The sequence below is a fragment of the Ruegeria sp. N10 genome (genome assembly GCF_056531545.1).
In genome coordinates, this window is sequence record NZ_JBQFLY010000003.1 from 174,718 (window position 1) to 186,736 (window position 12,019).

Sequence of the window (12,019 nt, forward strand, 5' to 3'; positions counted from 1 at the left end):
GTAGCACTGCATCAGGTACTGAACGTCCAATTCACTTTGAAATGCTTCCGGGTGGCTTTGCATCATTTCTTGAATGAACTCCCGTCGTTGTCGTGCCGCTTCATGGTCATTCTCGCAGTACCGTGAAGGATCAGGGATACGTTCAAACAGTTTGTGCAACAATCTGAAAGGTTTCCAAGTATCGAGTTGTGGGGTGATGTGCAAAGTCATCGTTAGCCACCTTGGTTCATGGGTTCTCCATTCAGGTTATTGGCCAGCATCACCTTCTGGTATCGTGCTTGAATTTGTGCTGTTCTACATAAATGCAGAGCGAGAATTGGAACTGGTCCGATGTACGCGTTTTTCTGATGGTCGTCAGAGAGGGGTCGACGCTGGCCGCTTCTCGCAAACTCAGCATGGCCCAACCTACTGTGGCTAGGCGTATTGATGCATTGGAACATGCAGCCGGACTAGTTCTGTTCGAGCGTGACACCAGAGGCTTCAAACTCACGAAAAACGGACTCAATCTCGTCAAGAGCGCCGAGACGCTCGAAGCCGCAGCAAATATGTTTGCCAGACATGCAGGTGAATTGGCGGCAACAAAACCCATTCGTATCACTGCATATTCAGCGAACTTCTCGCCGCGAATGGTCGATATTGTCAATGAATTTTCAGCAAGTAACCCCGGCATAGCGTTTGAGTTCTTGCCTTCAGTGAGAGCTCTGGACCTGATGGCAGGTGAAGCAGATATAGCGCTACGATTGGTGCGGACTGAACCTGACCAAAATTTGATTTCAAGGAAGATTAGCGACGCGAAGTGGTCGCTGTTTGGTGGGAAAAGTTATGAGCAGGAATTTGGATTACCCACCTCATCTCAGGATTTGAAAGGCCACAGGTTCGTCACGTTCCAAAGAGGGGACGTCCCCAACGTTTTTCACCATTGGTTAGTTGAACGCATTGAGCCCCAGCAGATTGTGGCGACCTATAGCGAACTGGACTTAATGCATTCGGCGATCAGGGCGGGTCAAGGGTTGGGAATAAGCAACGTGAAGTTGCTTGAGCCGGACAAAACCCTCATCAGGTGCTTCGACGAGATCGAGGAGCTGTCAGCGCCACATTTGTTGTTGGTTTCACCAGATGCCTACCGACGACCTGAAGTTAGAGCCTTCGTCAAATATTTCGCACCTCGCTATGCGGTAATTTTTAAGGAACAAGCCACCTAAGGCTGAATGAAGCTGCAGCCGACAAGATTGCGAGTTCCCTTCTGAGATGAGAGTTGACGTGGTCCACCTTGGACTCAAAGCAACCCTTCTTCCCGCAACAATTCCAGCATATCCGCCTCGGGTCTCGGGCCGATATGGCTGATAACCTCGCGGGCACAGACGTTGCCGATCCTGGCACAGGTCTCGTAGTCGCGTCCTGTGGCCATTCCGTACAGGAACCCCGCAGCGAACTGGTCACCGGCACCTGTTGCATCTACGGGGACGATCCTCTTGACCGGCACTTCGATGCGCGCGCCTCCGTTCAGGACGGTCACGCCATCACCCGAGCGCGTGCAAACCACCAGCGGGCAAATCTCGGCGGTCTTGATCAGCGCCTCTTCCAGATCGTCGGTTTCAAACAGCGATTTGATTTCGGCCTCGTTGCCAATGACGAAATCCAGCTCATTCTCGATCAGCAGTAGGAAATCGACCCGGTGCCGTTCCACGCAGAACGGGTCGGAAATGGCGATCCCGGTCTTGCCGCCGCCCTTGTGGCAGGCGCGTGCGGCCTCAAGAAACGCGGCTTTTCCCTTTTCCTTGTCGAACAGATAGCCCTCAAGGAACATGATCTGGCTGCTTCCGGCGACCTCATCGGGCACGTCATGCGACGACAGTTCCGAGGAGATGCCCAGATAGGTGTTCATCGACCGCTCGCCATCGGGCGAGACAAAGATCATCGAGCGCGAGGTCGGCAATTCCCCGCCCGGAACAGGCGGGTTCACGAAATCGACGCCATCTTCGTTCATCGCATCCGCATAGAACCGGCCCAGCGCGTCGTCATGCACCCGTCCGATAAAGGCGGCATCCAACCCCAGCGCACCCGCGCCCGCAATCGTGTTGGCAACAGACCCGCCCGGCGTCTGTACCCGGCCCTCCATCGAGGCATACAGCAGCTCGCCGCGCTCCTGCTCGATCAGCTGCATGATGCCCTTTTCAATGCCCATCAGTTCCAGGAAACTGTCATCGGCCTGCGAGATCACGTCCACAACGGCATTTCCGATACCGGTCAGCTGGTAGGTTTTCATAATGTCTTGTCCTCGAATTGACAGAGATCACGGATGATGCAGGTCGGGCATTGCGGCTTGCGCGCCTTGCAATGGTACCGGCCATGCAGGATCAGCCAGTGATGCGCATGGAGTTGAAAATCGGCGGGGATATTGTCTTCGATGGCGCGCTCGACCGCGTCCACGTCCTTGCCGGGGCAGATGCCGGTGCGGTTGCCGACGCGAAAGATATGCGTGTCCACAGCCTGCGCCGGCTGCCGCCACCACATGTTCAGCACAACGTTGGCGGTCTTGCGCCCGACACCCGGCAGCGATTGCAGCGCTGCACGGGAATTTGGGACTTCACCGCCATAGTCTTCGACCAGAATACGGCTCAACTTGATGACGTTCTTGGCCTTCTGGCGGAACAGTCCGATGGTCTTGATATGCTCGATCAGGCCCTCCTCGCCCAGATCCAGCATCTTTTGCGGCGTATCGGCGATCTTGAACAATTCGTTCGTGGCCTTGTTGACCCCCGCATCGGTTGCCTGCGCCGACAGCGCCACGGCCACGACCAGCGTGTAGACATTCACATGCTCAAGCTCACCCTTGGGTTCGGGGTCGGCCTCCTGAAAGCGCGTAAAGATCTCGCGGATCGTATGATAGTCGAGTTGCTTTGCCATCCGGGCCTTAATGCCGCCCGAGGGGCCGCGACACAAGCCCAAAGCCAATGCGCAAGTTCCGGGTCGCGGCAGCGTGTCGCGCGCGCTATGGTTTGTGCCAGACAATGAGGTGCAACCATGAACGTCCAGACCCCCGAAAGCGGATACCACTATAACGTCATGCGCCGGGCAATCGACCTGATTGATCAGGGCGGTGAAACCCTCAGCCTCGATGAGTTGGCCCGCCAGATGGATATGAGCCCGGCGCATTTCCAGCGCCTGTTCTCGCGTTGGACTGGTGTGTCGCCAAAACGGTATCAGCAATACCTTACGCTGGGCCATGCAAAGGCGCTGCTGCGCGAACGGTTCACCACGCTTGAAACCGCCCATAATGTCGGCCTGTCCGGCAGTGGCCGCCTGCATGATCTGTTCCTGAAATGGGAATCCATGAGCCCCGGCGAATACGCCCGCAAGGGCACGGGTCTGACGATCTACTGGGGCTGGTTCGAATGCCCCTTTGGTCCCGCGCTGGTCATGGGCACCGACAAGGGGATCTGCGGCATCGCCTTCGGGGCCGAAACCGGAGAGAAGGCGGCGATGGAGGATATGGTCTCGCGCTGGCCCAACGCGGATTATGTCGAAGATACCATGCGCCTGCGCCCCTGGGTTCTCAGCGCTTTCGGCACGGCCCGCGACCGGTTAGAGCCGACGCCGCTCTACCTGATCGGCTCGCCCTTGCAGATCAAGGTATGGGAAGCACTGATGCACATCCCGTCGGGGCAGGTGACGACCTATTCCGAGATCGCGCAGCGCGTGGGTTCGCCGCAGGCCGTGCGCGCCGTGGGCACGGCGGTCGGGCGAAACCCGGTCAGTTGGCTGATCCCGTGTCACCGCGCCCTGCGCAAATCAGGGGGGTTGGGCGGCTATCACTGGGGTCTGCCGGTCAAACGGGCCATGCTGGCCTATGAGGCGGCGCAGGCCGACGCCTGATTGACAGAAGGCCCGACCGCTGCCAAAAAGCAACGCAGGTTCGGGTCCCCTGCCGTTCGCGGCCATAGGCTTTGGTGAAACCCGGTTGAACAAACATCTGTTGCCCTTTCCCGGCGCGCGGATGGTAATGCGAACCCCGTCCTAAACTCGCGCCCGTTCAAGGAAACGAGGCAAAACATGACACTGTCACAAGACATCGCTCCGCTGGAGGAGCTGAAAGAGCAGGCCAAACGCCTGCGACGGAAACTGCACGACACCGGCGTTCAGCTGTCGCACGGTCAGGCCCTGGAACTGGTGGCTCATCAACATGGGGTGCGCGACTGGAACACATTGCACGCGATGGCGGGCAACCGGATGCGCTTGCGCGTGGGCGACCGGGTCGAAGGTCGATACCTGGGCCAGCCCTTCACGGCGGAAATTCGTGGTCTGACCATGCTGGGGGACGGTGCACACCGCCGGGTGACCCTACAGTTCGACACGCCTGTCGATGTAGTCCGGTTCGACAGTTTCTCGGCCTATCGCCAGCGCGTGACAGGAGAGATTGGCTGGGACGGTCGTTCCCGTCGCCATACGTCCGACGGGGAACCCCAGCTAGTGGTGCGGCCTGTCTGACATAACACGGGCGAGGCAACCGCGTTGCCTCGCCCTCTCATCTTGCATTGCGCTGGGTGTATTATTCAGCCGCCCAGCCGCCGACGGATTTGACTTCCAGAAAGTCTTCCAGCCCCCAAACGCCACCTTCGCGCCCGTTGCCGGATTGCTTCATCCCACCAAACGGAGAGCCCGCGCTGCGCGACTGGCCGTTCATCTCGACCATGCCCGACCGCAGAACCCGCGCCATGCGGTTGGCGCGCGCCTTGTCCTGCGTCTGCACATAATTGGTCAGGCCATAAGGGGTGTCATTGGCGATCTCGATGGCCTCTTCCTCGGTGTCGAACGGGATCATGGTCAGGACGGGGCCAAAGATTTCCTCGCGCGCGATGGTCATCTGGTTGTTGGCATCGGCAAAGACCGTGGGGCGGACATAATAGCCCTTGTTCAGCCCCTCAGGGCGTCCGGTGCCGCCCGCGACCAGCCGCGCCCCTTCGTCGATACCTTTCTGGATCAGGTCCTGAATCTTGGTCCATTGAACCTCATTCACGACGGGTCCGATATGGCGGCCCTCGTCTGCGGCATTGCCCACCGTGACCTTGCTGGCGACCTCGGCCGCGATCTCAACGGCCTGATCATAGATCGGGCGCTGCACCAGCATCCGGCTGGGGGCATTACAGCTTTGGCCGGTGTTGTTCATCATATGCAGGACGCCGCGTTTGACAGCCTTTTCATCGGCATCGGCAAAGACCACATTGGCGCCTTTGCCGCCCAGCTCCAGATGCACTTTCTTGAGCGTTTCCGCCGCGTTCTTCGAAATTGCCGTACCCGCACGGGTTGAGCCGGTAAAGCTGACCATATCCACGTCGGGATGACCCGACAGCTGCGAGCCAACGCCCGGGCCATCGCCGTTCACCAGATTGAATACACCGGGCGGGAACCCTGCCTCGTCCATCATCTCGGCAAAGATCATCGCATTCAGCGGGCTTTGCTCGGATGGTTTCAGAACCATCGTGCAGCCCGCAATCGCCGCCGCACCGACCTTGAGCGTGACCTGGTTCATCGGCCAGTTCCAGGGCGTGATCAATGCGGCCACGCCAACCGCCTCATAGATGATCCGATCATTCGGGGCGTGATCCCCCAGAGGGCGTTCAAACTGAAACGCCTTGGCCGCGCGGATGAAGTTCTGTAAATGCCATGTGCCTGCACCAACCTGCTGGCTGCGCGACATGTCAATCGGCGCACCCATTTCCAGCGACATGGCCTGCGCCAGATCTTCCGCGCGGGTCTGGTAGATGTCGATCAGCTTCTCGACCAGTGCGATGCGGGTCTCCACCGGCGTTGCCATCCAGCCCGGCAGGGCGGCCTTGGCGGCGGCAACCGCCGCATCCGTGTCGGCCTGACCACCCAGCGAGATCACCGCGCACGGCTCCTCGGTCGAGGGGTTGATGACCTCGAAATCATTGGGTTGCGACGGCGCGACCCATTGACCATTGATATAGAAATTCCGTTTCTCGATCATCCTGAGCCCTCCTGTCGGTTCAGCTAGAATCCGGCTGTTCGCCGACACTCTGTCACCCAAGCGAAGAGGGGGCAATAGATAATTTGATCAAATTATTTTTCCAGTGAAACCGGCGAATTCCTTGGCCGCGACCACGATGAAAGGTTTAACCTTCGCACAAAGTGATTAGGTTTCAGGCAATCGACTCGGATTTTCAACAGGAAAGGAAGTAGCCATGGGTTTGCGCATCAACGATACGGTCCCGAACTTCACCGCAGAAACAGATCAGGGCACCATTCAGTTTCACGACTGGATTGGCGACAGCTGGGCCATTCTGTTCTCGCACCCCAAGGATTTCACGCCTGTCTGCACCACCGAATTCTCGGCCGTCGCGCAGCTGAACGACGAATGGGCCGCGCGCAACACCAAGGTGATCGGCGTGTCGGTTGACGGTGTTGAAGACCACAAGAAATGGAAGAAGGACATCGAGGAATACGGCAAGGCCAATCCCAGTTTCCCGATCATCGCTGATGACGGTCTGGCCGTGTCGAAAGCCTTCGACATGCTGCCTGCCGAAGCTTACCTTCCCGATGGCCGCACCCCGGCGGACAGCGCCACCGTGCGGTCGGTCTTTATTATCGGCCCGGATAAGCAGCTGAAACTGTCGATGACCTATCCGATGACCGTGGGTCGCAACTTTGCGGAAATCCTGCGCGCGCTGGATGGGTTGCAGATGTCGTCGAAAGGTGTCGCAACGCCCGCCAACTGGGTGCCGGGTGAAGACGTGATCATCCCACCCTCTGTGTCGAACGAAGACGCCACGGCCAAATTCGGCGCGTTCGAGACGATCTTCCCCTATCTGCGCAAGACCAAAGCGCCGTCCTGAGGCGGTTCCCGGGTCAGGGGGGCTGTCTGCCCCCCATCGCGCCTGCCGGCACGATTCCCCCCGAGGATATTTGGGGCCAGATGAAGCAGGCGGGGGCAGGATGACCTGAGAGAAACCTGCCCCTAGACCTCAGAACTTGTACCGAAGCCCGAAATTGACACTGAACGTATCCAGATCGTCTTCGACAATGCCGGTCAACGCGCCGTTCGGGGCCAGTCGCCGCGACGACACGTCAAAGGCGCGGGCATAGCGGGCGTCGACGGTAAAGGCGGTTGACGGGTTGATCTCGTAAGCCACACCGGCGATCAGCTGCGCGGCAAAGGTGGTGTCGCTGTCATCCAGCACCACACCGGGCCCATAGGCAAAATCCAGATCCGAATAGGTGGTCCCCAGGCCAAACCCGGCATAGGGCGTCAGCGCACCCGCCTGTTTGAAATCGAACAGCACATTGGCAAACAATGAGGTCTGCGTGACATCGCCCGAGATATTGCCCTCGGCACCCGGCCCGTTGCCCGAGAAGTTCACACCATCCACGTCGCTGTCGCGGTAAGACAGCTCCAGCTCAATCCGCGTGCCGAACCTGTCATTGGACCATTGCGGGATCTCCTTGCCGATGGCCACGCCCAGACCGAAACCCGCGTCGAACTCCGTGTCGACCGATTGTGGCGTGCCGCCGATCGTGCCCGCGAAATCGCTGTCCTGCAGCTGGCTGTACCCGACAAAGCCCTGAATATAGGTGCCGTCGCCCAGGCTCTGCGCGGCAAGCGCCGTCGCGCTGACGGCGAGGGCCGTTGAGGTAAGTAAAACGTGCTTGATCATGATTGTCTCCGTTGCTCCAAAACTCTGCTTGGCTTCGATGTGGGCGGGCTTGGCGGAAAGGAAAGGCGCGGGGTTATCACTTCGTTTCACAGGGTTTTGGACGCGCGTGAATGAATAGATCCGGGGTTGGGCAGGCCCGTTCATCTGCCGTCTCATGGCCCTCAGGTTCTGGTTCGGGGCAATTTGTGATAGGATGTTCCGGGGCAAAACTCAGGCATACGACCAATCACCTCGGGCTGTCGGACTGTACTTAGCGGGAGAAGACCATGGCTTTTACAGATTGGTATGTTGAAGGAGAGAGTTTCGGGAACTGCAATTGCGGCTATGCCTGCCCCTGCCAGTTCGAAGAGTTGCCGACCCATGGCGATTGCCGGGGGTTCGAAGTGCTGGAGGTGACCAAAGGGCATTTCGGCGACACCGACCTCAGCGGGACCAAAGCCGCGCTGATCTATGCCTGGCCGGGGCCGATCTTTGAAGGCGGCGGCGAGATGCAGGTGATCGTCGATCCCGCAGCAACCCCGGCACAGCGCGACGCGTTGGAAAAGGTCTTTCACGGCGAAGAAACCGAAGAAATGGCGACGCATTGGTACGTGTTCAGGGCAATGTGCGAGACGGTCCATGACACGCTCTACCTGCCGATCGAATTCGAGATGGACCTCGAAGAACGCACGGCCAGCGTTACCGTTGGTGATGTCCTGAATTCCACCGGACAGCCGATCCAGGCCCCACATGGCGGCGGCGCGCATCGGGTGCGCATCGATATCCCCGGCGGGATCGAGTTTTCCATTGCCGAGATCGGCAGCGCCTCGACCCGCTCTGATGCCGCGATCAAGCTGGACCTAAAGGACAGCTATGGCCAGTGGCATCTACTGAAACACGGGCCCGGCGGGGTTACCCACTGATCGGCACCCCTGTCAGGCGGCGTGTGAAGATGTGTTCGGGACAGGAGTCCAGCAGGGCAGCGTCAGGTCCGCCTTCAGCACCCGAACCTCAAAGGGTTTCAGCACCGGCAACGCGGTTGATCCATAGCCACCGGCACCGCAGGCCAGATCCGGGAACAGGGTAAACAGCTCGCGCCTTGTGGCCGGTGCCATCGCGCCCAATGTCGTGTCACCGGGATAGAAGGATTCGGACCAGACCCCTTCGACGTTCACCAGCTCATGCCGGTCAAAGAGGATATGGACGTATTCGACCCCTTGCGCGGGCAGCTCCTGAACAATTGTCCGCCCATTGATCAGCCCCTTGGCCGGGGCCAGCATCGCGGTCTCGCAATGCATCAGCTCCATCATCGCCGAGGTGACGGCGATCCGGTGTTGTGGCGAGACGACCAGATCACGGCTTGGGCTGTTTGTCCCGAAACACCCCGCCATGATCCGTACCGGGCAGAGATGAGGGTCCTGCTGCAACTCCTGCGCTGACAAGCGACGCCTGCCGATCCAGCGCACCGGGCGGGTATGGCCCTTGGCGGTGACAACCGGGTCGCCGGGGTTCAGCGTCTCGACCCGGCGCAGCCCGACGGGCGTCCGGATCAGGGACCCGGCGGTGAAACACACGAAAGACGGCAAGGTCTGATAGGTGGTTGGCGCTGCCGTCCCGCCAAAGCTGGTCCCCGAGATGGTATCGTTCAACTGTGCCTGACCCGAGGTGACGATGATGTAGCGCGGGTTCGAGAACTGAACCAGAATGAAGGTGACAGGCGCCCCGTTCACCGTTCCCGAATAGCTTTCGAAGGTGCTGAAATTCTGGCTTGTCCCGGAAAAACCGGGCAGGGCCGACAGGTCAAGCTGCGCGCTGTCAGGGTCAGGATCCTGCAACAGGGCGTCATTGTCGGTGATATCAACGGAATATGCGGCGGTTATGTCGACGCTTTTATTGCTGTAGGGGTCTGCGCTGATTTCGAAAACGGTAATCGAGGCCACGGTCGAAAAGCATCCCTGAATGCAACATGATCATCCTTATGGTTGAGTAAATACACGCATGAAGTGTTAACATTTGATTTACCAAGCCACGGGACACCCGGTGTTCTTGACCGCTCGTACAAAAAAAGCCCCGGTCGAAACCGGGGCCTTTCGCATTCAATCTAAGGGTTGGCAGATTACTCGGCGCTTTCCTCTTTCTTTTCTTTTTTCTCGGGAACGATCTCTTCACCGGTTTCCTGATCGACCACTTTCATCGACAGGCGGACCTTGCCGCGATCGTCAAAGCCCAGCAGCTTGACCTTCACTTCCTGACCTTCCTTCAGAACATCCGACGGATGGTTCAGGCGGCGGTTTTCGATTTGGGACACGTGGACCAGACCGTCCCGCTTGCCAAAGAAGTTCACGAAGGCACCGAAATCGACAATCTTGACCACCTTGCCGGTATAGACCTGACCTTCTTCCGGCTCGGCCACGATCGACCAGATCATGTCATAAGCCTTCTTGATCGATTCCCCATCGGGCGATGCGATCTTGATGACGCCATCGTCGTTGATGTCGACCTTGGCACCCGAAACCTCGACGATCTCGCGGATGACCTTGCCGCCCGAACCGATCACTTCACGGATCTTGTCGGTCGGGATGTTCATGGTTTCGATACGCGGTGCGTGGACCGAGAACTCGTTGGTCTCGGACAGGGCTTTGCCCATCTCGCCCAGAATGTGCATCCGACCGTCCTTGGCCTGTGCCAGGGCGGTTTCCATGATCTGAGGTGTGATGCCCGCGACCTTGATGTCCATCTGAAGCGAGGTGATGCCGTTTGCAGTACCAGCAACCTTGAAGTCCATGTCGCCCAGGTGGTCTTCGTCACCCAGAATGTCGGTCAGAACCGCGTAAGACCCGTCATCTTCCAGGATCAGGCCCATGGCCACACCGGCAACCGGGGCTTTCAGCGGAACACCCGCATCCATCATCGACAGCGAACCGCCGCAGACTGACGCCATCGAGCTGGAGCCGTTGGATTCGGTGATCTCGGACACCACGCGGATGGTATAGGGGAAGTCGGTCGGCGCAGGCAGAACCGCCTGAAGTGCGCGCCATGCCAGCTTGCCGTGACCGATCTCGCGACGGCCGGGCGAACCCACGCGGCCCACTTCACCAACCGAATAGGGGGGGAAGTTGTAATGCAGCAGGAAGTTCGATTTGAAGTTGCCGTGCAGCGCGTCGATGAACTGCTCATCGTCGCCGGTGCCCAGCGTGGTCACGGCCAGCGCCTGAGTTTCACCGCGGGTGAACAGGGCAGAGCCGTGTGTGCGCGGCAGCAACGAGGTTTCGGCTTCGATGGCGCGAACATCGGTGGTCGAACGACCGTCGATGCGCTTGCCGCCCTTGACGACGTCACCGCGCAGAATGCCGGCTTCCAGCTTTTTCATCGCCGAACCAAGGTTGGCGTCTTCCAGCTGTTCCTCGGTCAGCGCTTCCTTGATCGTTTCACGGGCAGCGGCAACAGCGGCGGTGCGCTCCTGCTTGTCGGTGATCGCGAACGCGGCGCGCATCTGCTCTTCACCGGCAGCCGACACGGCGGCGTAAAGCTCCGAGTAATCGGGTGCGACGAATTCGAACGGCTCTTTCGCGGCGTCTTCGGCCAGCGAAATGATCAGGTCGATGACCGGCTGGATCTGCTCATGCGCAAAGTTCACCGCACCCAGCATTTCGGCCTCGGACAGCTCATAGGCTTCCGATTCAACCATCATCACGGCGTCTTTGGTACCGGCAACAACCAGATCCAGACGCTGTTCAGGGTTCAGGCGCAGGTCCTGCATGTCATCCACGGTCGGGTTCAGGACGTATTCGCCATCCACGAAACCAACGCGGGCACCGGCGATCGGGCCCATGAACGGCGCGCCGGAAATGGTCAGCGCAGCCGACGCGGCGATCATTGCAACGATGTCGGGATCATTGACCAGATCGTGGCTCAGCACGGTGCACATCACCAGAACTTCGTTTTTGAAACCGTCAACGAACAGCGGGCGGATCGGACGGTCGATCAGACGCGCGGTCAGCGTCTCTTTCTCGGTCGGGCGCGCCTCGCGCTTGAAGAAGCCACCCGGAACCTTACCGGCGGCATAATATTTCTCTTGGTAATGTACGGTCAGCGGGAAAAAGTCCTGACCGGGTTTTTGGCTCTTGGCAAAGGTCACGTTGGCCATGACGCTGGTTTCGCCCAGCGTGGCAATCACGGTGCCGTCGGCCTGACGGGCAACCTTGCCGGTTTCCAGTGTCAGCGTCTCCTCGCCCCACTGCATCGATTTCTTCGTTACATCAAACATATGCGTATCCTAGAACGGAGCACTCCCGCCCCTGCGGGTCTCCGGTTTTGCATGGCGGCCCCATTGCCGCCGACCCCATTTATCTTCCGTTCGAGTGCCG

At 59.1% G+C, this 12,019-nt stretch carries 11 protein-coding genes; 5 read left to right on the forward strand and 6 right to left on the reverse strand.

Annotation, left to right across the window (positions count from 1 at the left end):
- Positions 1 to 302: 302 nt before the first annotated feature.
- The gene (locus ACR0JI_RS06435) at positions 303 to 1,202 is read left to right on the forward strand and encodes a LysR family transcriptional regulator (protein ID WP_480474268.1); all 900 of its coding nucleotides are present in this window, start codon (positions 303 to 305) and stop codon (positions 1,200 to 1,202) included.
- Positions 1,203 to 1,276: 74 nt separating this feature from the next.
- Here ACR0JI_RS06435 and ACR0JI_RS06440 read toward each other — a convergent pair whose 3' ends face one another.
- Positions 1,277 to 2,266, reverse strand: a complete 990-nt coding sequence (locus ACR0JI_RS06440; RefSeq protein ID WP_480474267.1) for an adenosine kinase — start codon at positions 2,264 to 2,266, stop codon at positions 1,277 to 1,279.
- Complete coding sequence (gene nth / locus ACR0JI_RS06445; protein ID WP_480493953.1) at positions 2,263 to 2,907, reverse strand: endonuclease III; 645 nt, start codon at positions 2,905 to 2,907, stop codon at positions 2,263 to 2,265. The genes ACR0JI_RS06440 and nth overlap by 4 nt, the downstream gene beginning before the upstream one ends.
- 117 nt (positions 2,908 to 3,024) lie before the next feature.
- On the opposite strand from nth, the gene ACR0JI_RS06450 reads away from it, so the two are divergent.
- Together ACR0JI_RS06450 and ACR0JI_RS06455 are read left to right on the forward strand one after the other, a co-directional pair.
- Entirely contained in the window at positions 3,025 to 3,876 is an 852-nt protein-coding gene (locus tag ACR0JI_RS06450) for a bifunctional helix-turn-helix domain-containing protein/methylated-DNA--[protein]-cysteine S-methyltransferase (protein ID WP_480474266.1), read from the forward strand.
- 177 nt (positions 3,877 to 4,053) lie between these two features.
- A complete protein-coding gene (locus ACR0JI_RS06455) occupies positions 4,054 to 4,488 on the forward strand; it encodes a glyoxalase superfamily protein (RefSeq protein WP_480474265.1) in 435 nt (144 codons plus the stop codon).
- Positions 4,489 to 4,549: 61 nt separating this feature from the next.
- Here the strand turns inward: ACR0JI_RS06455 and ACR0JI_RS06460 are convergent, their stop codons facing one another.
- Positions 4,550 to 5,989, reverse strand: a complete 1,440-nt coding sequence (locus ACR0JI_RS06460; RefSeq protein ID WP_480493952.1) for an aldehyde dehydrogenase family protein — start codon at positions 5,987 to 5,989, stop codon at positions 4,550 to 4,552.
- A gap of 214 nt (positions 5,990 to 6,203) precedes the next feature.
- Between ACR0JI_RS06460 and ACR0JI_RS06465 the strand changes: the two genes are divergently transcribed.
- Complete coding sequence (locus ACR0JI_RS06465; RefSeq protein WP_480493951.1) at positions 6,204 to 6,854, forward strand: peroxiredoxin; 651 nt, start codon at positions 6,204 to 6,206, stop codon at positions 6,852 to 6,854.
- 129 nt (positions 6,855 to 6,983) lie between these two features.
- On the opposite strand, the gene ACR0JI_RS06470 is transcribed toward ACR0JI_RS06465, so the two are convergent.
- Positions 6,984 to 7,673 carry an outer membrane protein gene (locus tag ACR0JI_RS06470; RefSeq protein WP_480493950.1) on the reverse strand — a complete coding sequence of 230 codons (690 nt, stop codon included), beginning with the start codon at positions 7,671 to 7,673 and terminating at the stop codon, positions 6,984 to 6,986.
- Positions 7,674 to 7,939: 266 nt separating this feature from the next.
- Here ACR0JI_RS06470 and ACR0JI_RS06475 point away from each other — a divergent pair, with 266 nt between their 5' ends.
- Positions 7,940 to 8,575, forward strand: coding sequence for a DUF1326 domain-containing protein (locus ACR0JI_RS06475; protein ID WP_480493949.1), 636 nt, complete (start codon positions 7,940 to 7,942; stop codon positions 8,573 to 8,575).
- Between the two features lie 12 nt (positions 8,576 to 8,587).
- Here the strand turns inward: ACR0JI_RS06475 and ACR0JI_RS06480 are convergent, their stop codons facing one another.
- Both ACR0JI_RS06480 and pnp read right to left on the reverse strand, forming a co-directional pair.
- Positions 8,588 to 9,592, reverse strand: a complete 1,005-nt coding sequence (locus tag ACR0JI_RS06480) for a Hint domain-containing protein (RefSeq protein ID WP_480493948.1) — start codon at positions 9,590 to 9,592, stop codon at positions 8,588 to 8,590.
- A gap of 176 nt (positions 9,593 to 9,768) precedes the next feature.
- The gene (gene pnp, locus ACR0JI_RS06485) at positions 9,769 to 11,919 is read right to left on the reverse strand and encodes a polyribonucleotide nucleotidyltransferase (protein ID WP_480493947.1); all 2,151 of its coding nucleotides are present in this window, start codon (positions 11,917 to 11,919) and stop codon (positions 9,769 to 9,771) included.
- Positions 11,920 to 12,019: the final 100 nt, after the last annotated feature.